Origin of the sequence: Pseudomonas sp. NFR16 (assembly GCF_900108875.1) — a bacterium.
Classification (GTDB): Bacteria; Pseudomonadota; Gammaproteobacteria; order Pseudomonadales; family Pseudomonadaceae; genus Aquipseudomonas.
Map to the genome: position 1 here is coordinate 259,486 of NZ_FNYJ01000007.1, position 24,289 is coordinate 283,774.

Annotated in this window: 20 protein-coding genes; 7 read left to right on the forward strand and 13 right to left on the reverse strand. The window is 59.6% G+C overall.

Annotated elements, in window-relative coordinates:
- Window positions 1–19: 19 nt before the first annotated feature.
- Complete coding sequence (locus tag BMZ10_RS24525; RefSeq protein ID WP_093468545.1) at window positions 20–1,954, reverse strand: putative nucleotidyltransferase substrate binding domain-containing protein; 1,935 nt, start codon at window positions 1,952–1,954, stop codon at window positions 20–22.
- Window positions 1,955–2,192: 238 nt separating this feature from the next.
- Between BMZ10_RS24525 and BMZ10_RS24530 the strand changes: the two genes are divergently transcribed.
- Entirely contained in the window at window positions 2,193–2,639 is a 447-nt protein-coding gene (locus BMZ10_RS24530) for a response regulator (protein WP_093468547.1), read from the forward strand.
- A 243-nt stretch (window positions 2,640–2,882) separates the two neighbouring features.
- Here BMZ10_RS24530 and BMZ10_RS24535 read toward each other — a convergent pair whose 3' ends face one another.
- Window positions 2,883–5,060, reverse strand: coding sequence for a malate synthase G (locus BMZ10_RS24535; RefSeq protein ID WP_093468548.1), 2,178 nt, complete (start codon window positions 5,058–5,060; stop codon window positions 2,883–2,885).
- 448 nt (window positions 5,061–5,508) lie between these two features.
- Here BMZ10_RS24535 and BMZ10_RS24540 point away from each other — a divergent pair, with 448 nt between their 5' ends.
- Window positions 5,509–6,033: a glycine cleavage system transcriptional repressor gene (locus BMZ10_RS24540; protein WP_093468821.1), complete on the forward strand. Its 525-nt coding sequence runs from the start codon at window positions 5,509–5,511 to the stop codon at window positions 6,031–6,033.
- A gap of 255 nt (window positions 6,034–6,288) precedes the next feature.
- Here BMZ10_RS24540 and rarD read toward each other — a convergent pair whose 3' ends face one another.
- From rarD to BMZ10_RS24575, 7 genes are all read right to left on the reverse strand, one after another.
- Window positions 6,289–7,182: an EamA family transporter RarD gene (rarD, locus tag BMZ10_RS24545; protein WP_093468549.1), complete on the reverse strand. Its 894-nt coding sequence runs from the start codon at window positions 7,180–7,182 to the stop codon at window positions 6,289–6,291.
- 204 nt (window positions 7,183–7,386) lie between these two features.
- Window positions 7,387–8,361, reverse strand: coding sequence for a serine/threonine protein kinase (locus BMZ10_RS24550; protein WP_093468550.1), 975 nt, complete (start codon window positions 8,359–8,361; stop codon window positions 7,387–7,389).
- Between the two features lie 209 nt (window positions 8,362–8,570).
- Window positions 8,571–10,499 (reverse strand): PhoX family protein, encoded by a 1,929-nt coding sequence (locus BMZ10_RS24555; RefSeq protein WP_093468551.1) that lies wholly within the window; start codon window positions 10,497–10,499, stop codon window positions 8,571–8,573.
- A gap of 105 nt (window positions 10,500–10,604) precedes the next feature.
- Window positions 10,605–11,369: a TOBE domain-containing protein gene (locus BMZ10_RS24560; protein ID WP_093468552.1), complete on the reverse strand. Its 765-nt coding sequence runs from the start codon at window positions 11,367–11,369 to the stop codon at window positions 10,605–10,607.
- A 63-nt stretch (window positions 11,370–11,432) separates the two neighbouring features.
- A complete protein-coding gene (locus BMZ10_RS24565) occupies window positions 11,433–12,722 on the reverse strand; it encodes a hypothetical protein (protein ID WP_093468554.1) in 1,290 nt (429 codons plus the stop codon).
- The gene (locus tag BMZ10_RS24570) at window positions 12,706–13,200 is read right to left on the reverse strand and encodes a glycine-rich domain-containing protein (RefSeq protein ID WP_093468556.1); all 495 of its coding nucleotides are present in this window, start codon (window positions 13,198–13,200) and stop codon (window positions 12,706–12,708) included. The genes BMZ10_RS24565 and BMZ10_RS24570 overlap by 17 nt, the downstream gene beginning before the upstream one ends.
- Window positions 13,201–14,010: 810 nt before the next feature.
- Window positions 14,011–14,745, reverse strand: coding sequence for a ComF family protein (locus BMZ10_RS24575; RefSeq protein WP_093468559.1), 735 nt, complete (start codon window positions 14,743–14,745; stop codon window positions 14,011–14,013).
- Window positions 14,746–14,854: 109 nt separating this feature from the next.
- Between BMZ10_RS24575 and bioB the strand changes: the two genes are divergently transcribed.
- The 5 genes from bioB (at window position 14,855) to bioD (ending at window position 19,572) form a co-directional block, all read left to right on the forward strand.
- Window positions 14,855–15,910 (forward strand): biotin synthase BioB, encoded by a 1,056-nt coding sequence (bioB, locus tag BMZ10_RS24580; RefSeq protein WP_093468562.1) that lies wholly within the window; start codon window positions 14,855–14,857, stop codon window positions 15,908–15,910.
- A 138-nt stretch (window positions 15,911–16,048) separates the two neighbouring features.
- Entirely contained in the window at window positions 16,049–17,239 is a 1,191-nt protein-coding gene (gene bioF, locus BMZ10_RS24585) for an 8-amino-7-oxononanoate synthase (protein WP_093468565.1), read from the forward strand.
- Window positions 17,232–17,963, forward strand: coding sequence for an alpha/beta fold hydrolase (locus tag BMZ10_RS24590; protein WP_093468568.1), 732 nt, complete (start codon window positions 17,232–17,234; stop codon window positions 17,961–17,963). The genes bioF and BMZ10_RS24590 overlap by 8 nt, the downstream gene beginning before the upstream one ends.
- A complete protein-coding gene (gene bioC / locus BMZ10_RS24595) occupies window positions 17,956–18,804 on the forward strand; it encodes a malonyl-ACP O-methyltransferase BioC (RefSeq protein ID WP_093468571.1) in 849 nt (282 codons plus the stop codon). The genes BMZ10_RS24590 and bioC overlap by 8 nt, the downstream gene beginning before the upstream one ends.
- 87 nt (window positions 18,805–18,891) lie before the next feature.
- Window positions 18,892–19,572, forward strand: a complete 681-nt coding sequence (gene bioD, locus BMZ10_RS24600; RefSeq protein ID WP_093468824.1) for a dethiobiotin synthase — start codon at window positions 18,892–18,894, stop codon at window positions 19,570–19,572.
- Window positions 19,573–19,869: 297 nt separating this feature from the next.
- Here the strand turns inward: bioD and BMZ10_RS24605 are convergent, their stop codons facing one another.
- Genes BMZ10_RS24605 through BMZ10_RS24620 form a run of 4 tightly spaced genes read right to left on the reverse strand, consistent with a single transcriptional unit; the run spans window position 19,870 to window position 24,281 of the window.
- Window positions 19,870–21,345 (reverse strand): aldehyde dehydrogenase family protein, encoded by a 1,476-nt coding sequence (locus BMZ10_RS24605; protein WP_093468574.1) that lies wholly within the window; start codon window positions 21,343–21,345, stop codon window positions 19,870–19,872.
- The gene (locus BMZ10_RS24610) at window positions 21,338–22,156 is read right to left on the reverse strand and encodes an ABC transporter permease (RefSeq protein WP_093468577.1); all 819 of its coding nucleotides are present in this window, start codon (window positions 22,154–22,156) and stop codon (window positions 21,338–21,340) included. Before BMZ10_RS24610 ends, BMZ10_RS24605 begins: the two co-directional genes overlap by 8 nt.
- Window position 22,157: 1 nt before the next feature.
- Entirely contained in the window at window positions 22,158–23,087 is a 930-nt protein-coding gene (locus tag BMZ10_RS24615; protein ID WP_256214580.1) for an ABC transporter permease, read from the reverse strand.
- A 42-nt stretch (window positions 23,088–23,129) separates the two neighbouring features.
- Window positions 23,130–24,281 carry an ABC transporter substrate-binding protein gene (locus BMZ10_RS24620; RefSeq protein ID WP_093468579.1) on the reverse strand — a complete coding sequence of 384 codons (1,152 nt, stop codon included), beginning with the start codon at window positions 24,279–24,281 and terminating at the stop codon, window positions 23,130–23,132.
- Between the last annotated feature and the right edge of the window lie 8 nt (window positions 24,282–24,289).

The following is a 24,289-nucleotide window of genomic DNA, read 5'->3' on the forward strand; positions in this document are numbered from 1 at the left end:
GGTCGGGCATTCACATGGCTTACAGTTGATAGCGCACGGTCAGGCTGGTTTGCAGCCGCTGCGCCTGGCGGAAGGCCTCGCGCAGGATCCGGCGATCCAGATGGTTGAGGACATCGGGGTCGATACGGTTCGAGTACGGCAGATTCTGCCGGCTTTGTTGCTGGTGTTGCTGCATGCGAGTCTGTTGGATGAAGTGGTACGCCTCCTCGTAAGCGGCGCCGTCCAGCGGATCGATGACTTCTTTGGCCACCAGCTGGCGCAGGCGTTCAAGGGTATTGTTGGCAGCGATTCCGTTGGCCAGCGCGAGCAGGCGCGCGCCGTCCACGAATGGCGTGAGGCCCTGGGTCTTCAGATCCAGCGTGTCTTTTTCGTTGCCCTTGCGCGCCACCACGAAGTCCTTGAAGCGCCCGACTGGCGGGCGCTGGCGCAAAGCGTTGTCGGCCATCATGCGCTGGAACAATTTGTTGTCCGCGACCTGCGCAAGGATGCTCTGGCGCAACTGCTCGCCGCCGCTTTCGTCACCCCAGACCACACGCAGATCGAAATAGATGCTCGACGACAGCAGGTTTTCCGGTGTGGCTTCACGTATGAATGCAGCAAAGCGTCGCGCCCACTCGATGCGCGACAGGCACAGTTCAGGGTTGCTCGCCATGATGCCGCCCTTGCACAGCGAAAAGCCGCATTGCGCCAGGCCCTGATTGATCCGCTCGGCGATTGGCAGCAGACGTCCCCGGATCTCGGCGGCTTCTGCGGCGTCTTTGGCTTCGAACAGAATGCCGTTGTCCTGATCGGTGTACAGGGTCTGTTCGCGGCGGCCTTCGCTGCCGAAGCACAGCCAACTGAACGTAATGCCCGGATCACCTTTCTCCTCCAGCACCAGCTCGATGACCCGGCAAACCATGTGATCGTTGAGCAGCGTGATGATCTGGGTGATCTGCGTCGACGACGCGCCGTGGGCCAGCATCCGGTCGACCAGCTGGACGATATCGCCACGCAGGTTGCTTAACGACTCGATGCGCGGGGCGTTGCGGATCGTACGCGCCAGATGCACCAGGTCTACTCGCTGCAAGGAAAACAGATCACGCTCCGACACCACGCCGCACAAGCGCTGATCCTTCACCAGGCACACGTGGGCGATGTGTCGCTCAGTCATGGCGATGGCGGCATCGAACGCGCTGGCATCGGGGCTGAGGTAGAACGGCGACTGAATCATGCTGCGTTCGACAGGGGCGCCGAAGTCAGCCGTAACGTCGGCCACGACCTGGCGCAGATCGCGCAGCGTGAAGATCCCCAGAGGCGCCTTGCTCTCATCGACGATCACAATGCTGCCGACCTGTTGCTCGTCCATCAGCTTGACCGCTTCGCGCAACGGCGTGTGCGGGGGACACGTCACCGGATGACGCATCGCCAGTTCGCCCAGGCGGGTGTTGAGCGAATACTGCGTGCCCAGCGTTTCAACGGCCTTCTGCTTTACTTGTTGATTGACCTGTTCGAGCAGGCTGCTGACGCCGCGCAAAGCAAAATCGCGGAAGGTGCCGGAGAGGGCAAACAGCTTGATGAACGCCTGCTTGTTCAATTGCAGGCAGAAGGTGTCTTCGGCGGCCAGATGCTCAGTCCGGGTAGCGCGCTCGCCCAGCAGCGCGGCGAGCGGAAAGCATTCGCCGGTGGTGATTTCAAATGTCGTCTCAGTGCCGCCTTTCGCCGAATGTGGGCGTTCACCGACCACCCGACCTTGTTTAACGATGTAAAAGTGCTCTACTGGCCCATCGCCAGGCTTGATGATGCTCTCATCCGTAGCGTAGAAACGCAGCTGGCACTGCTCGACCAGATACGCCAGGTGGGCATTTTCCATCTGATTGAATGGCGGGAATTTTTGCAGGAATTGCATCGTGCCGTGAATGTTCTGCAACACGGCTGTCTTGCCTGCCTGGGTGAAAGCGTCCGCTTTGCTCATGACCGATACCGCTTGTTTTTATACGCTCCATGGTCGACCGCTTATCGGACAGTGCCCATTGGACGTAAGTCTTAGGTGACGGAAATGGCGCTGGATGACATCGAACAGTGGTGCTAAAACCTCTCGGTGTGTACCGCGCAAAGGCGTGAAGAGCCTGGCAGGAAGCCGACAAAGTACGCAGCGTATTCTGTCTTTATGCGCTGTCAGAATGAGAAGTCGACGGGAAGATGAGACGGGTATGTTCGATCACGATATTTTGAGTGATGAAGAGCGCGAGGCCCTTAATGAGGTGATGCTTGCGCCTGCATCGCAATCGCCACAACGGGTGTTGATCGTCGATGACGACAAGGATGCTCGGGAAGTTCTGGCCGAAATTCTCAGTCTCAACGACATCAGCTGTATTACCGCCGCGGGCGGCACCAGTGCCATGCACCTGCTGGAAACCCGACCCTCGATCGCGCTGCTGATCACTGATCTGCGCATGGCGCCATGCGATGGTCTGGACCTGATACGACAAGTGCGTGACTCGGATCGTGCCGCGTTGCCGATCATTATCGTGTCGGGCGATGCGCACGTGCGCGATGCCATTGATGCGATGCATCTGAGCGTCGTGGACTTTCTGCTTAAACCCATCAATACCAAGCAGCTGCTTCGGCTGGTGAAGCGGGAATTGGGAATGGCGTAGTGCCCCCGCAGTCCACTGTGCCCGCGATGCATCGGTGCATTCGGCCGTAATGTGTCGGATGTACCGGCTTTTGGCAGGCAAAGGCGCTCCTGCAGGAGTCATCGTCACCCCAGCCGTTCGGCTCATTGGCAGTGATTTTCCCAAAATTGCCACAGCGGGCAGAACTGTTGTGCTGCTGAATCCCTCAACAATGAAAAAGGCGGTGTGTCGTGAGACACGCCGCCTTTTTGTTCACCGGGGCATTTACTGACCGTTCTTCGCCTTGAACTCCCGACGGCGGCGATGCAGCACCGGCTCGGTGTAGCCGTTCGGCTGCCGGGCGCCTTCAATCACCAGCTCGACAGCCGCCTGAAACGCGATGTTGCTGTCGAAGTCCCCAGCCAGGGGGCGATACAAGGAATCGCCTGCGTTCTGACGGTCAACAACCGGCGCCATGCGCTTGAGGCTTTCCATCACTTGCTGCTCGGTGACCACGCCATGACGCAGCCAGTTGGCGATGTGCTGGCTGGAAATACGCAGCGTGGCGCGGTCTTCCATCAGACCGATGTCGTTGATGTCCGGCACCTTCGAGCAGCCGACGCCCTGATCGATCCAGCGCACGACGTAACCGAGGATGCCCTGGGCGTTATTGTCCAGTTCGTTCTGGATCTCCTCTGCCGACCAGTCAGTGTTCGGCGACAGCGGAATGGTCAGAATATCGTCGACCGACGCCGGTGCGCGCTGAGCCAGTTCGGCCTGGCGGGCGAACACGTCGACCTTGTGGTAATGCAGCGCGTGCAGGGCGGCGGCGGTCGGCGACGGTACCCACGCGGTATTGGCGCCCGCCAGCGGATGAGCGATTTTCTGCTCCAGCATTGCGGCCATCAGGTCCGGCATCGCCCACATGCCTTTACCGATCTGCGCGCGGCCTTGCAGGCCACACTTGAGGCCGATATCGACGTTGGAATTTTCGTACGCGCCAATCCACTTTTCAGCCTTCATCTGCGCTTTGCGCACGACCGGCCCGGCCTCCATCGAGGTGTGAATTTCGTCGCCGGTGCGGTCCAGGAAACCAGTGTTGATGAACACCACACGCTCGCTTGCAGCCTTGATGCAAGCCTTGAGGTTGATCGTGGTCCGACGCTCCTCGTCCATGATCCCGACCTTCAGGGTGTTGCGCGGCAGATTCAGTACGTCCTCAATGCGGCCGAACAACTCGTTGGTGAACGCGACTTCTTCGGGGCCATGCATTTTGGGTTTGACGATGTACACCGAACCCGCACGGCTATTGGCCCGCGAGGTACTGCCCTTGAGGTTGTGAATCGCCGCCAGGCTGGTCAGCAGACCGTCGAGGATACCTTCCGGCACCTCGTCGCCCTGATTGTCGAGAATCGCATCGATGGTCATCAGGTGACCCACGTTGCGCACGAACAGCAGCGAGCGGCCGTGCAGCGTGATCGGTGTTCCTTCGGGTGAGGTGTAGACACGGTCGGGGTTCATGGTGCGGGTGAACGTAGTGCCGCCCTTGGCGACTTCTTCCGCGAGGTCGCCTTTCATCAAGCCCAACCAGTTGCGATACACCACGACCTTGTCGTCGGCGTCGACTGCGGCGATGGAGTCTTCGCAATCCATGATGGTCGTCAGGGCTGCTTCCATCAGCACGTCCTTAACGCCTGCTGCATCGGTCTGGCCGACAGGGCTGGTGGCGTCGATCTGGATTTCGAAATGCAAGCCGTTGTGCTTGAGCAGAAGCGCAGTGGGCGCTGACGCATCGCCCTGGAAACCGATCAGTTGCGCGTCGTCACGCAGGCCCGTGTTGGTGCCGCCTTTCAGGCTGACGATCAGTACGCCGTCGACCAACTTGTAGCCGGTGGAGTCGACGTGAGAGCCGGCGGCCAATGGCGCGGCTTCGTCCAGAAAGGCGCGGGCGAACGCGATGACCTTGTCGCCGCGTACCTTGTTGTAGCCCTTGCCTTTTTCCGCGCCGTTTTCTTCGCTGATGGCATCGGTGCCGTACAAGGCGTCGTACAACGAACCCCAGCGGGCGTTCGAGGCGTTGAGGGCGAAGCGGGCGTTCATGACCGGGACGACCAGTTGCGGACCGGCCATGTGGGCGATTTCTTCATCGACGTTTTGCGTCGTGGCCTGGAAGTCCGCCGCTTCTGGCAGCAGATAACCGATTTCCTGCAGGAAGGCTTTGTATGCGGCGGCGTCATGGGCCTTGCCAGCATTGGACTGATGCCAGGCGTCGATGCGCGCCTGGAAATCATCACGTTTGGCGAGCAGGGCTTTGTTTTTCGGCGCCAGCTCATGAATCAGCTTGTCGGCACCGGCCCAGAATGCAGCGGCGTCAATGCCGGTTCCGGGGATGGCTTCGTTGTTCACGAAATCCAGCAGGACTTTGGCGACCTTAAGGCCACCGACTTGAACGTGCTCAGTCATTGCTTGCCTCACTCTACTCAGCTATCTGCGCTTCAATCTTGAGCGCTCTCTTGTTAAAGCCATCGACATCGCTGCATGGCGCACGCCAGAACATGCCATTTTTGGCGGCTGGGACTCGCGCCCTGTTGAATGCAGTGACGCTGGGTCAGGCATCGTTTTACGTCTGGGTAACGGTATGTAGTGAACGCGTGGGGATACTACATGATGAGTCGCGGTGTGAAAATCACACAAAATATGTCACCGAGCGACCGGAATTTCGGCTGTGGTCATATCGCGGTTACGGATGTTCTCAAAAACGTTGGGGATTGTTCCAGATAATTATCAGGATCGTACACATAATATCGCTTGCTGATGTCGTCGGGCGTAGTCGCAGCCCTTGCCTATACTTGCCCGACAGCCTTGCAGGCAGATGAATCTGCCCGCGGATGGGCACAAAGAGGAGTCGACCGTGGATCATCTCATCGTCACCGTTTTCGCCCCGGACAAGCCAGGTCAGGTCGAGCAAATTGCCGCGTGCGTTGCCGATCATGGTGGAAATTGGCTGGAAAGCCGCATGACCCACATGGCCGGGCAGTTCGCCGGCATTCTGAAAATCGGGGTGCCTGCCGAATCCCAGGATGGATTGCGCAGTGCACTGCAAGCGCTGTCGGCAGATGGCATCCGCGTGCAGTTCGCCGAAGGGGGCGTTGAAACGTCCGCCGCCTGGAAGCCCATCAACATGGAACTGGTTGGCGCGGACCGTCCCGGCATCGTGCGCGATGTCACGCGCTTGTTGACTGAGCAGGGGGTGAACGTTGAGCGGCTGGTGACTAACGTGGAGCCGGCGCCCATGAGCAGCGAACCGTTATTCCGCGCGCACGCCTTGTTGGGGCTGCCGCTGACTCTGTCTCTGGATGTTTTGCAACGCTGCCTGGAAACGTTGGCCGACGACCTGATGGTTGAGTTGACACTCAAAGCGGACGAGCAGGTCTAGGCGGCTTTCCGAGGGCGCGTTCTGCCGAGATGCAGCCAGCCAAGGTTATCCAGTATTTTCATGCGTCTGGCTGTGGATAACCTGCGGATACTGAGCTGCAGACCACGTAGATTAAGGCTTTGCGCAGGTTGATCAAAAAACGTTCAAATTCAACGGCTTGTGCACAAATAGGTTGAATGAGGTTGTGGATAACCTGCGCGTTGTTTGCTGCAGGCCACGTGCACCGTGGCCTGCAGCGCGCTGTTTATTAAATGATCAGCGCTCGGCCCGACGTCGCATCGCAAGCCAGGCGTCAACGCTGTAGATGATCAGCCCGGTCCAGATGAACGTGAACGTGACCATTGTCGCCGGGTTCATGTGCTCGCCGAACATGAGCACTGCCAAAGCCAGGACTAACGTCGGCGCGATGTATTGCAAGAAGCCCAATGTGGCGTAGGGCAGATGTCGGGCGGCGGCGTTGAAACAGACCAACGGCACCAGCGTGACCGGGCCTGCGGCGGCAAGCCAGATTGCTTGCGAGGTCGTCCAGAACTCAGGTTGGGCGCTATGCGCCAGCGGGTTGAACACCAGCCAGCCAATCGCCAGCGGCACGAGGATCCAGGTCTCCACGACCAGTCCCGGTAACGCCGCAACGGGCGCCTTTTTCCGGATCAGGCCGTAGAAACCGAACGTGAACGCCAGCGCGAGAGAGATCCACGGCAGGCTGCCCACTTGCCATACTTGCTGGGCCACGCCGACAAGTGCGAGCAAAACGGCGACCCATTGCAGCGGGCGCAGCCTTTCGCGCAGTAAGACCAGACCCAGCATCACATTCACCAGCGGGTTGATAAAGTACCCCAGGCTCGCTTCGACCATGTGGTCGTTGTTCACCGCCCACACGTAGATCAACCAGTTGGCGGCGATGAGCGAGCCGCTGCACGCCAGAATGGCGAGGCGTCGGGGGTTATCACGCAGCTCGCGCCACCAGCCGGGATGCTTCCAGACCAGCAGCAACAAGGACCCGGAGATCGCCGACCAGATCGCGCGATTGACGATGATTTCCACCGCAGGCACTGCTGAAAGCAACTTGAAGTAGATGGGAAACAATCCCCAGATGATGTAGGCACTCAGGCCAAGAATGTACCCGCGACGCGGGTTGGCAGCTTGCATGTAAGGTCCTTCGGCAAGTCGTTTTTATAAGGTTAAAGGCTGGAGATGCGCAGGCTAGAGCTTGCTCGCGATTAAAGGTCGGTCTCTCGACCAATCCCTTCCCACGGAAAGCACGCAGAACATGCGGCGTCCGTAGGACCGGCTTTAGCCGGGAAAGAGCCTGTCCCGCCTATCGCGGTCAACTTAGTACCTGCACCAGCGGGTTCAAAACAGCTTCAATGGCTCCTCGTTCAGTGCGGCAGCTTGCTCGCGCAACGCCAGTACCTGATCGCCCCAATAGCGTTCGGTGCCGAACCAGGAAAAACTGTGCGGGAACGCTGGGTCGTCCCAGCGACGGGCCAGCCATGCGCTGTAGTGCAACAGACGCAGGGCGCGCAACGGCTCGATCAGCGCCAGTTCGCGCGGGTCGAAATCGTGGAATTCGTTGTAGCCGTCCATCAGCTCCGATAACTGACTCAGGCAATCGTGACGGTCGCCCGCCAGCATCATCCACACATCCTGAACCGCCGGGCCCATGCGGCAGTCATCGAGGTCGACGATGTGGAAGATCTCATCGCGGGTCATCATGTTGCCGGGATGACAATCGCCATGCATGCGAATGTTCGTATGGGGAGTGGCCGCGTAGGCATCTTCGACGCGCTTGAGCAGGTCCTTGGCGACCGACTCGTAAGCGGGCAGCAGGCTGCGAGGGATGACGTCGTTTTCCAGCAGGTAATTGAGCGAGTCATGCCCGAAATTCTTCACGCCAAGCGCTTCACGATGCTGGAAGGGGCGAGTGGCGCCGACCGCGTGAATACGTCCCAACAGTTGGCCCAGACGATAAAGCTGGTCCAGGTTGCCCGGCTCCGGCGCGCGGCCGCCACGGCGTGGGAACAGCGTGAAGCGAAAGCCGGCGTGCTCGAACAATGTCTGGCCGTTATGGACAAGCGGGGCGACCACCGGAATCTCCACATCCGCCAGTTCAGCGGTGAAGCTGTGCTCTTCGAGGATGGCGTCGTCGGTCCAGCGGTTGGGGCGATAGAACTTGGCGATCAACGGCTGGCCTTCGTCGATGCCGACCTGATACACCCGGTTTTCATAGCTGTTGAGGGCCAGAATACGGGCATCGCTGACGAAGCCGATGCTTTCGACGGCATCCAGCACGAGGTCTGGTGTAAGTGTTGCAAACGGGTGGGCCATGCTAACTCCTGCGCGCAGCAGGCTGCCGCGTCGGGCCAGTCATGGTAACGCAGAGCGGGACAAAACTTGCACATATCCTGCAACGGCGCGCTTGCGCCGGGCGCATCTGAATGACGAGGCCCGTGCATCCACACGCTTTCCGTGGGATGTCACTCAGCACGACGGGCAAGCGCGCTCCTGCAGGTGCGGCGGCTACAATCGGCGGCCTGTCACGCGCCGATCACCCCACCGTCCTCCCGGGTGATCACCATTACCGACGATCGTGGCTTGCCGTTGGGCAGATGCTCGGGAAAGGTCGAGCCGCCGTTCTCACCGGGATGCTGAATGCCGACGAACAGCGCCTTCTGGTCCGGCGCGAAACTGATCCCCGTGACTTCGCAGCCCACAGGGCCGACCATGAAACGGCGAATTTCACCATTTTGCGGGTCGGCGCACAGCATCTGATTGTTGCCCATGCCGGCGAAGTCTCCGGTATTGCTGGAGTCGCCGTCGGTGAGAATCCACAGACGACCGGCGTTGTCGAAACCCAGGCCATCGGGGCTGTTGAACATGTTCTGCGGGTTGATGTTTGCCGAGCCGCCTTGGGGCGTGCCGCCGTGCACGCCCGGGTTTCCAGCCACGACGAACAAATCCCAGGCGAAGGACATGGCGGCAGCGTCCGAGCCGGCTTCCTGCCAGCGCAGAATCTGCCCGTACTGGTTTTTCGCACGCGGATTCGGTCCGCCCACCGGCTGCCCTTCGTCGCCGCGTTTGATGTTGTTGGTCAGCGTGCAGTAAACCTGGCCATCCTTGGGGCTGACCACGATCCACTCCGGCCGGTCCATGCGTGTAGCCTTCACCTGGCTTGCGGCCAGACGAGCGTGAATGAGCACTTCGGCCTGACTGGCAAAGCCGCTCGAAGCATCGATGCCGTTTTTGCCGTGGGTCAGCTCGATCCACCTGCCCTGACCTTTCGGGCGGTCCGGGTTGCTGTCCCCTTCATCGAATTGCGCCACATAAAGGGTGCCGTGATCGAGAATGTTGCGATTGGCCTTGGGATTCTTGTGATCGACCTTGTCACGACTGACGAATTTGTAGATGAACTCGCCGCGCTCGTCGTCGCCCATGTACACGACCACACGGCCGTCCCGGGTTTCGGTCAGCGCGGCATTTTCGTGCTTGAAGCGACCCAGCGCCGTGCGTTTGACTGGCGTGGATTCGGGATCGAACGGATCGATTTCGACCACCCAGCCATGACGATGCGGCTCATTAGGGTTTTTCGCGATGTCGAAGCGCGGATCGTGCAGGTGCCAGTTGACTTCCTTGCTGGCGGCGACGATGCCGTAGCGCTTGGTTGCCGGGTCGAATTGCTGTGCGGGATCGCTGCTGCCGAAGCAGTCGGTGAAATTCTCTTCGCACGTCAGATACGTCCCCCACGGCGTTTTGCCGTTGGCGCAATTCTGGAAGGTGCCGAGCACCGTCTTGCCGGTTTTGTCGGCAGCGGTTTTCAGCCAGTCGTGGCCTGCGGCCGGGCCGCCCAGTGCAATCGGCGTGTTGCCGTGAATACGTCGGTTGTAGCGCGAGCCTTGGACGAATTGCCATTGCCCGCCTTCGCGCTTCACTTCGATGACCGATACGCCCTCGCTGGCCTGTGCCTTGTGCACATCTTCCGCGGACTGAGGGTCCTTGCCATGATCGAACAGGTAGCGGTAGTTGGTGTATTCGTTGTTGATCGCCATCAGCGCGCGCCGGGCGTTGTCGGGGTTGTCACCCGGGAAGGTGAACAGGCTCATGCCGTCGTTGTTGTCACCGAATTGCAGCTCCTGGGCCTTCGCCGTGCCCTTGCCGCTGGGGTCGAAGGCTGGCCCGCCATTGTGCAGCGGCTGGCCCCAACTGATCAGGACGGACGAGGTGTAACCCGGCGGCAGGCTGATGCTGTCGGCAGTGGCTGCGGGAATGCTGTCGAAGCCCAGCAGGGCGCTGTTGCCTGCGCTGACGCTCGACGCCATGACGCTGCGGCTGAGCAGATTGCCGCCCAGAAACATCGCCGCGCCGCACAGGGCGCCCGCGCTGATGAAGCCTCGGCGGCTAATCCCTGTGGCCTGGTGTTGCACAAGATTTTCGAGGTCGGTCGACTGGTGTTCTTCTAAAAGCGTCATCACGGGCTTCCTGCGGTTTTCTGCAAAACCATAGGCAGTCCGGATGACGCTATTGTGTCAGCCGCATGAAGGCAGTCATGGCGTAACAGGACGTTTCAGCAGCTCTCAAAGCGGGGTGCCGATCAGCACGTAGGAGGGCGCGAATTGCACCTTCACCTCGCTGCCCGCGCCGAGTTTCTGGGCGTGGAGCGAGTCTTTCTCAGCCAGTGCGCAGAGTGTCTGACCGCTCGACAGCACAATCCTGACTTCGCAGGGGCCGTCTTCGGCGTGCAAAGTTTCCTCGATCTTTCCATTCAGGCAATTGTGTCCAGTTGTTACCGTCGAGTCCGGCGGCAACAATTCCAGCCAACTGGCTTTGATCAGCGCAACGACATCGGTTCCGATTTCCAGCTCCAGGCGCACGGTGCTGTCGTGAGTGATCTGGGCCTGGACCGACAGTCCTCCCGCCAGTTGCAGGTCGATCATGTCATTACGGCCAAACCGGGTGATGCTCGAAACCTGACCGTGCAACTGATTGCGGGCGCTGGTGCGCAGCATCAGACGGCTGAGCAGCGCCAAATCGCTGGATTCTTCCGGCGTTTCCAGCAACTGCGTCTGCAATGCCTGCAAACGCTGATACAGCCGCAACACCCGCTCGCCTTCTTCCGACAACTTCGCGCCGCCGCCACCGCGCCCGCCAACGCTACGCTCGACCAGGGGTTTGTGCGCCAGATTGTTCAGCTCATCGATGGCATCCCACGCTGCCTTGTAACTCAACCCCGCGCTCTTCGCCGCGCGGGTGATCGACCCCTGCTCGGCGATGTGCTGCAACAGCGCAATGCGATGCGGGCGGCGGACCATTTGTTGGGTGAGGGAGCGTGGTAGGGACATGAAGGTGTGTACAGGTGATGGCAGATGACGCGAGTGTAAGGCATTCGCTTGTCGGTGGTACGGCTACGCGGCGTCAATCCGCCCATTTTGGTCTCGTCTGTGAATCAGATAAATCCTTGAGCACAGCAGCAGAAACCCTGTGAACGCTGTGGCGCTTTGCAAGCCCAGAAAAATTTCAATTCCGGGGTTGAGGAAGGGAAAAAGGTAAAGTCCCGGGATGAGAAGTGCGAGCATCAGAAAGCTAATTAATAGTTGAGGGCCGAGTGTTTCGTTTCTCGCCCGCAGATGGGCTACGGCCAGTGAGAGCAATGAGCTGCACGTCAGAAAAGCGATCAGCGTATGAAGCAGATTCTCGTTATAGCTGATGAGAGATCCTCCAAACAGAATAAATAAATACTTTGCTGAAGGTGCAAGCAGAGCAGCGCTTAGTGCCATCAGGCCGATAACCCACCACAAACTCCGTAGGAAATAATCACGCGAGTTTTCCGGGTGCTGGCTGATCTGAAGACTGTGAATTTGAGAAAGCGCTAATGACGGTATCATCAAAAGCCCGATAAGCGTCATGCAGATAGACAATTGAGCGACCAGTTGAATATCGATTCCTAGAAGCCTTTCTGATAAGAGGTAAAAATATAATTTTTGTCCGGTCATGCCCACGGCTATAGGTGTGCCAAATCGTACAAAATAACTGATTAACCGCTTGGCGTGGCTGAAGCAAAGATAGCGTTGGTGCCTGATGAGGTTTGTGAAGGCCAGGGTTGCCAGCAATTCAGCTACGAAGAAATACGACATGGCGTAGTAGGTGAAGGCGGCGCTGTCGACGTACAGAGAGCCGATGATCAATCCGCTGAAACCTGCAGCAGTTATAACGATTTTTCGGTTTGCGCAAATGGCGGCTTTACCTGTCGCTTCCAAGAATAATTGTAAAAAAAAATTGACGATCAACAAAGGAATAGAAAAGCTGTAGATGAGAGAAAGATTCCAGAACGCGTTGGTGTTCAGATTTTTTATGCTTTCAGTTTCATCAAGCAGATAGGCGGCGGCTGTGCATACGAGAAATGCAAGGAACGCAACGAGCGACGCTAACGTGAAACCACCCGAGAAAAAGTTCTCAAGCGCGGGCTTGTCTCCTCTCAGTTCTGCGGCCTTGTTTCCGGTTGTCGCAAACAAAAGAGAACAGCAGGTCGAGACGACAGACATCACCGCCAGAACGTAGGCGAACAGGCTCAGATCGTCAGGACTTTTGTGTGCCACCAGCAAGAAAGCTGCAGATGCGCCGAGCATAGGTGCCAGCCGGGCGCCAAAAAAAGCAGGCAGTGATTTTTTTATGATGCTGCTATGGTTCAATTTCATGGCCCCAGATATCCAGCATTTTGCTGCCGAATTCAATTTCATGAAGTCGTTGTGTTACTTCGAATGCGGTGCCAAGGTTAGATTTGTCCCCTTGGCTTCGAGTACCGAAGTAGGGATAGTGGTGAAAGTAATATCCGAAAATACCTAAGCAGTCTTTCATGTATTGACGCGTGTCGAGGATGTGATGGTGCCATATTTCATCGACTTCCAGCATAGGGGGGAGGACTGGAAATTGTGCCTGGTATTTTTTGTTTATGAACAAGAAATTTCGGTAGTACTGGATGCCTATTTCAGCCTCCACGGCAGACCATTTTCTGCAAAGGAGTCGATCATGTGAGCATATTTTCTTCTGTATCAGAGATAAATCCATGCTGTTGATGTACTCAACGGCACTCTCCAGTGTGGGTGTTTTCACTGCGGTTTCGGGAGCTTTTAAGCTGTGGGTTAGCGTTGCTGAAATGTCTTCATATCTATTCATTAAGGCCTCGCAGTCGCATTCTTTAAAGCTGTCAGCATTGCTGCTGACAGCTGTGAAGCGGTGTTACCAGCTACCACCACCTTGGCAATGGCCACCGCCGCCGTTGTTCTTGCTGCTCAGCAATTTCTGTGCTTGTGCCGACAGTGTCTGGGTGGGTTGGACAGCTTTAGCGGTTGTAATTGTCATATCAGCATCCTTTTAAGACTTGGATTTGGAAACGACGAGTGACGTTTCGCTATTAAGTACTCCGTGACGACAGTGTCGGTGCACTCACAGACGTCCACGCAATGCCGGAGGCTTTTCCGATGGCAACGGCAGATAGTTCCTATAGCTAAAATCGAGGTTTAAACGTTTTGGCTTGTTTTTTAGGGGCAGGAAAGTTCCGGTGTTATCTAAAGAATTGGTTTGCCAATTTCGAGATGTTGCCGCCGGCCGACAGGCGTAGGTGCAGCGGGGACCCATCATTGATTCCGAATGCATTCGCCGATTGGTGCATTGGTCGCGAGCATGATTTATGGGTACAGTTCCGGCCATCGATGCAGACCGGAACCTTGACTACGGGGTATCGATTTCGGTGTGAAAGCTCCCCTAGCCCGTGCGCAGGATAAGGTGGTGAAACCGAAAGAATAGGCCGATTTCAGCGTTTGCCGAAGCCCCAGATGCGAAAGCACTGGGGTTTTCTGCTTCTGGTTATATCGATCTCTTGTGTTTCGGATCATGAGTACTTGATAGCCAAATAGCTTCGTCCAACGAAAACTTTCAGGGAGTAGAGGCGGACATTGCTGCGCCGCTGACCGCGTCGTGAAATATTCAATCACCAGGCTTCGGCGTTCTCGCCAGGCAATACACATCCACCTTCCTCGCCCCCGCCTGTATCAACAACCGGGCGAGGGCATCTGCCGTCGAGCCTGTGGTCAGCACATCGTCGATCAGGGCTATATGCAGATCCGTTACTCCAGCAGGTTCGCTCAGGACAAAGGCATCGCGCAGGTTACGTTTGCGGGCGCGGGCGTCCAGTCCTTGCTGTGCTGGCGTGTCTTTCGTGCGCTTGATCAGCTTTTCACTGACCGCAAGTTTTAGCGCGTCGCCAAGCCAGTGAGCAATCATTGCCGCCTGGTTGTAACCGCGCTGGCGCAATCTTTTGTTGGCCAGGGGGACGGGAATCATGACGTCGGGTTGGCCAAGGCCTTCATCGAAACGGTGTTGCAGCGTCTGGGCAAGCAATTGCGCCAGCAATCGGCCCAGCGGCCATTTGCCCTGATGCTTGAAGCGTGTGACCAGCGCGTCGATGGGGAAGTCGTAAAGCCACGGCACGATCACTTCGTTGAATGCTGGCGAGTGGCGGGTGCATTGCGCGCAGATCAGGCCGGACATCGGCAGCGGCAGGGCACAGCGTTCGCACTGGTCGATCAGCCACGGCAGATCGCTCTCGCAGGCAATACAGATGGCGTGGGGTGAGTCCGTTTGTTCATCGCACAATAAACACATCTGTTCACTTTTTAACCAGATGTAAACCTGATAGTTGTCATGCGGTTGACAGCGCATGGCTCTTCCTTAAATATGCCGAACATCCGTGTTGCGCCTGTGGGCTTTACGGTTTTGCCGCTTGTGCGAAACCGCCCGGGTCATCTTCAAAAACATCAAGGAGCCGCCCATGAGCGCCAGCATCAATGCCACTTTGCGTCACGACTGGACCTTAGCCGAGGTCAGGGCTCTGTTTACACAGCCCTTCAATGACCTGCTGTTTCAGGCGCAAACCGTGCATCGCGCTCATTTCGACGCTAACCGCGTGCAAGTCTCCACCCTGTTGTCCATCAAGACCGGTGCCTGCCCTGAAGACTGCAAGTACTGCCCGCAATCCGGGCACTACAACACCGGCCTTGAGAAAGAAAAACTGATGCAAGTCCAGCAAGTGCTGGAAGAAGCTGCTCGCGCCAAGGCCATCGGTTCGACCCGTTTCTGCATGGGCGCTGCCTGGAAACACCCGTCGGCCAAGGACATGCCCTACGTGCTGGAAATGGTCAAAGGCGTGAAGGCCATGGGGCTTGAGACGTGCATGACCCTCGGCAAACTGGATCAGGATCAGACCAAGGCACTGGCCGAGGCAGGTCTTGATTACTACAACCACAACCTCGACACCTCGCCGGACTTCTACACCAGCATCATCACCACGCGCACGTACAGCGAGCGCCTGCAGACCCTGGCGTACGTTCGCGACGCGGGCATGAAAATCTGCTCGGGCGGCATTCTGGGCATGGGTGAATCGCTGGACGACCGCGCCAACCTGCTGATTCAACTGGCCAACCTGCCAGAGCATCCTGAGTCGGTGCCGATCAACATGCTGGTCAAGGTCGCGGGGACGCCGCTGGCCAACGCCGAAGACGTCGACCCGTTCGACTTCATTCGCATGCTGGCCGTTGCGCGCATCCTGATGCCGCAGTCCCACGTGCGCCTGTCGGCAGGTCGCGAGGCGATGAATGATCAGATGCAGGCCCTGGCGTTCTTCGCCGGCGCCAACTCGATCTTCTACGGCGACAAACTGCTGACCACCGCCAACCCGCAGGCCGACAAGGACATGCTGCTGTTCTCGCGACTGGGCATCCAGCCTGAAGCGCGCGAAGAGCACTCGGATGAAGTGCACCAGGCGGCCATCGAACAGGCGCTCATCGAACAGAAGAGCAGCGAGATGTTTTACGACGCGGCGGTGTGACAGCACGCGGATCCCTTGTAGGAGCGCGCTTGCCGGCGATGGCGGTGTGTCGGTCGGTCAAGATGGCGCAGACAGACCTGTATCGCGAGCAAGCGCGCTCCTACAGGCCCACATTTTCTGCTTAACCACGAGGCCTGCATGTCTTTCGATCTGAGCGCACGTCTCGCTGCCCGCCGTGCCGAACACCTTTATCGCCATCGCCCGCTGCTGGAGAGTCCGCAGGGCCCTGAAGTCGTGGTCGATGGCAAACCGCTGCTCGCGTTTTGCAACAACGATTACATGGGGCTTGCCAGCCATCCCGAGGTGGTCGCCGCCTGGAAAGCCGGGGCGCAGCGCTGGGGTGTAGGCGGCGGCGCGTCGCATCTGGTCATCGGCCACAGCATCCCGCATTACGAACTCGAAGAAGCGCTGGCCGAATTCACCGGCCGACCGCGCGCTTTGCTGTTCTCCAACGGTTATATGGCTAACCTTGGTACGGTCACCGCGCTGGTGGGGCAGGGCGACACGGTGCTCGAGGACCGGCTCAATCACGCGTCCCTCCTGGATGCCGGTCTGCTGAGCGGCGCTCGGTTTTCCCGTTATCTGCACAACGACCCGCAAAGCCTCAACACGCGGCTGCAAAAGTCTGTCGGCGACACCTTGGTGGTAACGGACGGCGTCTTCAGCATGGACGGCGACATCGCCGACCTGCCGGCGCTGGCGAAGGTCGCCAAAGCGCGCAACGCCTGGCTGATGGTCGATGACGCCCACGGGTTTGGTCCGCTGGGCGCTCACGGTGCCGGTATCGTCGAACATTTCGGCTTGAGCATGGAGGACGTGCCCGTGCTGATCGGTACGCTGGGCAAATCGTTCGGCACCGCGGGGGCGTTCGTCGCGGGCAGCGACGAGCTGATCGAGACGCTGATCCAGTTCGCCCGGCCATACATTTACACCACCAGCCAACCACCCGCGCTGGCCTGCGCCACTTTGAAAAGCCTGGAACTGCTGCGAACCGAGCACTGGCGCCGCGAGCATCTGCAAGCGCTGATCAAGCAGTTCCGCGAAGGCGCGCAGGCGATTGGCCTCCAGTTGATGGACAGTTTCACGCCCATCCAGCCCATTCTTATCGGCGACAGCGACCGGGCCCTGCGCCTGTCGCAGATGCTGCGTGATCGCGGCCTTATGGTGACGGCCATTCGGCCGCCCACTGTTCCTTCCGGAAGTGCACGCTTGCGCGTGACGCTATCTGCCGCCCACAGCCACGCGCAGGTGCAGCTATTGTTGGAAGCACTGGAGCAGTGCTACCCGCTGCTGGGGGAAAGTGCGTCGATGGAGCCACATCATGCGTGACCGTTTGATTCTGTTGCCGGGCTGGGGCCTTGGCGTTTCGCCGCTGGAGCCGCTGGCTGCGGCGTTGCGAGGCCTGGACGAACATCTGCATGTCGAAATAGAACCGTTGCCCGACCTGGACAACGATGACCTCTATGACTGGCTCGACGAACTCGACGCCACGCTGGCCGACAACGTCTGGCTCGGCGGCTGGTCGCTGGGCGGCATGCTGGCGGCCGAGCTGGCCGCGCGGCGGGGCGAGCGGTGTTGTGGTCTGGCGACGTTCGCCAGCAACGTGTGTTTCGTCGCCAGAAGTCAGTGGCCCAATGCGATGGCACAGACCGATTTCGACGCATTCATTGCGGGCTGCAAGTCCGATCCGGAAGCGACCCTCAAACGCTTCAGTCTGCTGTGCGTGCAGGGCGCTGAAGAGCCGCGCGCCCTGTCGCGTCAACTCAAGGCGGGCGCACCGCATGGATCGAGCAGTGGCTTGATCGAGGGCCTCAAACTGCTCGAGCAGATGGACACGCGTGCGGCGTTGCAGGCGTTTCGTGGCCCGCAATTGCATCTGTTCGGCGGGCTCGATGCCTTGGTGCCGGCCGAAGCATCGGCAGATTTGCTGACACTTTTGCCCGACATTGAGGTCGGTGTCATCGAGCAGGCCAGCCACGCGTTCATTCTGGAAAATCCACATGGCGTGGCGGCGGCCGTCCAGGCGTTCCTACATGAGTCCGGTGATGACTGATCTTTCCCATTGTGCGGTGCTCAAAGCCGTGAAACAGCAACAGGCGACCCTCCAGAGCCACCTCCCTGACAAGCGTCAGGTGGCGGCCTCCTTCTCCAAAGCCGCGGCCAGCTATGACAGCGTGGCGGACCTGCAGCGTGCGGTGGGCACAGAACTGCTGTCGCGTTTGCCGGACCTTTCGCCCTCGCGCTGGCTGGATCTGGGCAGCGGCACTGGTTACTTCAGCCGCGTGCTGGCCGAGCGATTCGCTCAGGGTGAAGGCGTTGCACTGGATATCGCCGAAGGCATGCTGCGACATGCACGTCCATCGGGCGGCGCTCAACACTACGTGGCGGGCGATGCCGAAAACCTCCCTTTGCGCGATGGCTGTGTCGGGCTGATGTTCTCCAGCCTGGCGGTGCAATGGTGTTCGGATTTTTCAGCGGTACTGGCGCAGGCCGAACGCGTGCTTCAGCCGGGCGGCGTCTTCGCTTTCGCGAGCCTGTGTCTCGGGACTTTGTATGAGTTGCGCGACAGTTGGCAGGCCGTCGACGGCATGGTTCACGTCAACCGTTTCCGCGGTTTCGACGATTACCAGCGTCTCTGCGCCGCCAGTGGAATGCACGTGCGCAGCCTCGATGTGTTACCGCATGTGCTGCATTATCCAGACGTTCGCAGCCTGACCCACGAGTTAAAAGCGTTGGGCGCTCACAACATTAACCCTGGTCGTCCCGGTGGGCTGACCGGCAGGGCGAGGATTCAGGCGCTGATTCAGGCCTATGAGGCGTTTCGTCAGGAAGAAGGCCTGCCCGCGACCTATCAGGTCGTCTACGGCGTGCTGGAAAAACCATCGATTGTTTAAAAAGTGACCGAGTTAGCGAGCGCTGTTCGTGTGGGCGCTATAGTGATAAGGCAATAGTTTGAAATATCTGAACGGATGGTCGCCACGATGAGCGTTGCTTATTTCATCACGGGAACCGATACCGATGTTGGCAAGACCACCATTGCGACGGGACTCCTTTACGCGGCGCGACAGTCCGGACTGAGCACGGCGGCGGGCAAGCCCGTCGCGTCGGGCTGCGACGTGAAGCCAAAAGGGCTGCGCAATTCCGATGCCGTCGCATTGCGGGCCGAATGCTCGATTCCACTGACCTATAACGAGGTCAACCCGGTCGCTTTCGAACCGGCCATCGCTCCACACCTGGCCGCCCGCGAGGCAGGCGTTGCATTGACGGTGCAGTCATTGCTGGGCCCGATGCGACACATCCTCGGCAAAAAGGCCGATTTCACCTTGATCGAAGGCGCGGGCGGCTGGCGCGTGCCGCTGGCCGATCAGGCCAATCTCTCGGACCTTGCCATCGCATTGAAGCTGCCGGTGATTCTGGTGGTGGGCGTGCGCCTGGGGTGTATCAGCCACGCGCTGTTATCGGCCGAAGCGATTGCCAACGATGGGCTGCAACTGGCGGGCTGGGTGGCGAACATTATCGATCCGAAGACTTCACGTCTGGAGGAGAACCTTGCCACGCTGGCCGAGCGGCTGCCCGCCCCTTGCCTGGGCCGGGTGCCGCACATGAAGAAGGCCACTGCGGAGATGATCGCCGAGCATCTGCACCTGGAGTTGCTGGATTAACGCGCTTGGGGGATGTTCCGCGAACTGCCGGGGCCTTTGCAGCGAATCCAGGCAGCTCGGCGTGTCAGACACAGCCAGTGCGCCGGTTCTGCTGCCGCTTCGCGCCAGTTCGCGGGACAAGCCACGCTCCTACACTCACCGACAGGAGCGAAACCGCGGGATGAGCCACGCTCCTGCACTCACAGACAGAAGCGAAACCGCGGGACTAGCCACGCTCCTACGCTCACAGACAGAAGCGAAACTGCGGGACGAGCCACGCTCCTGCATTTAGGGGCAGGAGCGAGATCGGGGGTAAGCTCACTGCTGCAAATACCAGCCCCAAGGCTGGTCGCTGATGTACTCGGTCACCTGCTTGACCTCCAGATAATTGTCCAGGCCCCACTGACCCAATTCCCTGCCGATGCCGCTGTGTTTCATCCCGCCCCACGGCGCTTCGACGAACGTGGGTTGTGAGCAGTTGACCCAGACGATGCCGGCGCGCAGGTGGTTGGCGACTCGCGTCGCTCTTTCCGGGTCGGCGCTCATGACCGCTGCGGCGAGGCCGAAGCGACTGGCGTTGGCCATCTGCACCGCTTGCTGTTCGTCCTTGAAGCGCTTCACGCAGAGCACCGGCCCGAAGATTTCTTCACGCCAGACAATGCTGTTGTCAGCGGGCTCATCGAAAATCGCCGGTTCCATGAAGTAGCCCTCGGTCAGGTGCGCTGGCCGCTTGCCGCCGGTCAACAACCGGGCGCCGCTGGCTTTGCCCTGATCAACGAAACCCAGCACCTTTTCGTACTGCCCCCGACTCACCAGTGGGCCCAGCAATACGCCGGGTTCGAGGCCTTGGCCGATGGAGATTTTGCGTGTCTCGTCCACCAGCCGTTCAATCAGGCGTGGGGCAATGTTCTCCTGCACCAGCAGCCGGGAGGTCGCGCTGCACACTTGCCCCTGATTCCAGAAAATCCCGAACAGAATCCACTCGACCGCCGCCTCGACGTCAGCGTCATCGAACACGATGAATGCCGATTTACCGCCCAGTTCAAGACTGATGTTTTTGATGTCGCCCGCCGCAGCCGACATGATTTTCGACCCGGTGGGCACGCTGCCGGTGAAGGCCAGCTTATCGACGCCCGGATGCAGCGTCAGCGGACTTCCCGCCTCGGCGCCCAGTCCGGTCACGACATTGAGCACTCCGGCGGGCAGGCCGATGCGATCTGCCGCGCCTGCCAGTTCCAGAGCAGTCAGCGGCGTCAGTTCAGAGGGTTTGAGTACCACCGTGGCGCCCGCCGCCAGTGCCGGCGCGACTTTCCACGCGGCCATCAGCAGCGGGTAATTCCACGGAATGATCTGGCCGGCCACGCCGATGGGCTCCAGACGAACGCGGCAACGAAAACGCTCATCGGGCAGCGCCAGTGGCTGATCCTGTCGGTCATCCAGCTCGCGGGCCAGACCGGCGTAATAGCGGAAGCACGCAATCGCATCGCCAATGTCCCATTGCGCTTCGGGCAGCGGCTTGCCGTTATCGCGCACTTCCAGCGTCGCCAGCGCATCCTGCGAGCTTTGCAGCTCATCGGCCAGGGCTTCCAGCCAGGTCGCGCGCTCGGCGCCGGTGGACTTCCCCCAATCGCTGTCGAACGCGCGGCGTGCGGCGCGCACGGCATGATCGATGTCTTCCTCCGTGCCGGCCGAGACCCGTTGCAGCGTCTGTTCGGTCGCCGGATCGATGACGTCCAGATAGCCGCCAAGGTCGGGGCTGACCCACTCGCCGTTGATGTACAACTGATCACGCATGTGAGGCTCCTGTGCGGCGATTCTGCAGATGACGGGAGGTGAACAGCAGCGCCAGCGAAGCGCAGATGATCACGGTCGAAACGGCGTTGATCTCCGGCGTGACGCCGCGCCGGATGGACGAGAAGATGTAAATCGGCAGCGTGGTTTCAGGCCCTGCCACGAAGAAGGCGATGATGAAATCGTCGAAGCTGAAGGTGAACGCCAGGAGAAAGCCCGCCATGATCGCCGGGGTGATCTGCGGCAGCGTCACGCGCCAGAAGGTTTCCAGCGGTGGCGCGTACAGGTCGGCGGACGCCTCCTGCAGCGCTTTGTCGAGTGAGTCAACGCGACTGCGCACGATCACCATCACCAACGCCATGGTGAACAGCGAGTGTGCGGCGACCACTGTGAAGAAGCCCATGTTCAGCCTGGGCATGCTCGGCATCAACTGCGCCAGCAGCGGGTTCAGCACGTCGAACACGCTGATGAAGGCGATCAGCGTGGAGATGCCGATGACGATGCCGGGAATGATGATCGCGCAGTAGGTCAATGCATCGAACACCAGACGCGCCTTGCTGCCGGCCCGTTGCAGGCCGAAGACCGCGAGTGTGCCGAACAGTGTCGCCAATACCGCCGAGCACGTGGCGATCAATGCGCTGTTGCCCAGTGCTTCCATGATGAACGGGTTGCTGAACGCCCGGCCGAACCACTGCACCGAACAGCATTCGAAGGCCAGACCGCTGCGTCCGGCGTTGAAGCTGAACAGCATGATCAGCGCGATGGGCAAATACAGAAACAGGTACAGCGAGGTGGAGTACGTGCGCAGCCACATGTCAGAGCGCTCCTTCGCCAGGTTTTCCGCCGAAGCGGGCGACCAGTTTGAGATAGACGCCGATGATCACCAGCATGATCGCCACCAGCGTCATCGCCAGTGCGCTGCCGAACGGCCAGTTGCGCGATTGCAGGAACAGGTCCACCAGTGCGTTGCCGACGAAGAACACCTTGCCGCCACCGAGCACGGCCGGGATCAGAAACTCCCCCATCAGCAGGATGAACACCAGCATGACTCCAGTGATGATTCCCGGCGCTGACAGCGGCAGTGTGATCCGCCGGAAGCTCTCGAAGGCGCTGGCGCCCAGATCCGCTGAAGCTTCAAGCAGGCGCTTGTCGAGTTTTTCCAGGCTCACGTAAATCGGGAAAACCATCAGCGGCAGATAGCCGTAGACGATGCCGATCAGCACCGCGTACGGCGTGTTGATCAGGCGAACGTCATCCAGACCGACGCTCGCCAGCAAGGCAGGAATGCCCTTGCCGCTGAGGATGAAAATCCACGCGTAGGTGCGAATCAGGAAACTGGTCCAGAACGGCACGATCACCAGCGTCAGCAGTAACGACCGGTTCTTCCCTGCCTTGACCGCGAGAAAATAGGCCAGCGGATACGCTGCCAGCAGGCACATCAGCGTACCCAGCGGCGCCAGCACCAGCGTATTGCTGAACGCTGCCGCGCGTGAGCCCAGATTGAAGTAGTTGGCCAGCGTCAGGCCGCCGGCATAGCCGCCGACGGCGCTGCGCTCGCCAAAGCTGAAGACCAGAATGATCACCAGCGGCATCACCAGAAGCAGCAGGAACCACAAGGTCGATGGCAGCAGCATCAGCAACGTGATGCGTCGCGCGAGACTGCGCCGCTTGTTCTGCGCGAGTTGGCTTTCAGCGTCTGCGGCGCTGCTCTCGGCGTGCCGGGCCGAATTGATGGCGGCATCCATGGACGGTTCCTCATGGCTCAAGACGGTTGCTCGGGCGATCGATCAGGCGGACTTGAAGCGAGCCATCAACTCGGCGCGCAACGGACTTGTCAGGGTCGCGGCGGCACCGAATTCCAGCGGGCTCAATTGCTCGGCGGCCGGGTACATGATCGGGTCATTGAGCATCTCTTTGGGCAGCAGGGCATCGACGCGCTTGTCACCGCTGGGGTATCCGTGGCTCAGCACTTCCAGCTTGTTGTGCTGCGGGTCGAGCAGGTAATTGATGAACGCGTAGGCGGCATCCTTGTGTTCGGCGCTTTTGGGGATCGCGAAGAAGTCGCTCCACAGCTCGCCGCCTTCCTTGCCCAGGGCATAAACCATCGACGGAATGTCCCGATGCAGTTGCGAGGCATCGCCGGTCCAGGACATCGCCAGAATGGCGTCGCCGCTGCGCATGGACGGCTGAATGTCGGAGTTGATCGCGAACAGGTGAGGCTTGACCTCGATCAGCAGTTTCTCCGCGTCGGCCAGTTCTTTCGGGTCAAGGGAGTTGAAGCTGTAGCCAAAGGATTTGAGGGCGTTGCCGATGGCGGTCAGCTGGTAATCGTGAACCATCGTGCGGCCGTCAGCCTGATCCTTGGCGATCGCCCAGAACTCTTTCCACGACGTCGGTTTGGCCTTGAGCTTGGCGCTGTCGTAAGCCATGCCGGTAGTGCCCCAGTTTTTCGGCACCGCGTAAACCTTGCCATCGACTGTGCCCTGGGCCATGAACTTCTCTTGAAAAGCCGAGGCGTCGAAGTTGGGAATGCGTGCCAGGTCCAACGGCTCGATCAGGCCCAGCTTCACGTAGGTGCTGATGGTGTAGTTGGTCGGCACCAGTACGTCCCAGCCGCTGCCACCTGCCTGCAGTTTGGCGAGCATCTCTTCGTTGGAGCCGAACACGCTCATCGCCACGCGCGCGCCGGTGGTCTTGGCGAAGTTATCGAGGTTTTCCTGGCTGTGATAATTCGGCCAGGTCGCCAGGCCAAGGCGGTCGCCGATGTTCTTCTCGGCACCCAGTGCGCTGGCGTCCGGACTGCCGGCCAGCAGGCCGGGCATGTTGGTGGCCACCACCGCGGCGGCAATGCCAAGACCGGTGCGTCCCAGGAAGTCGCGGCGCGTGATAGAGCCGTTCTGCCAGCTGCGCATCGTCTTGATAAAGGTCTTCTGGTCCATGGCATTCT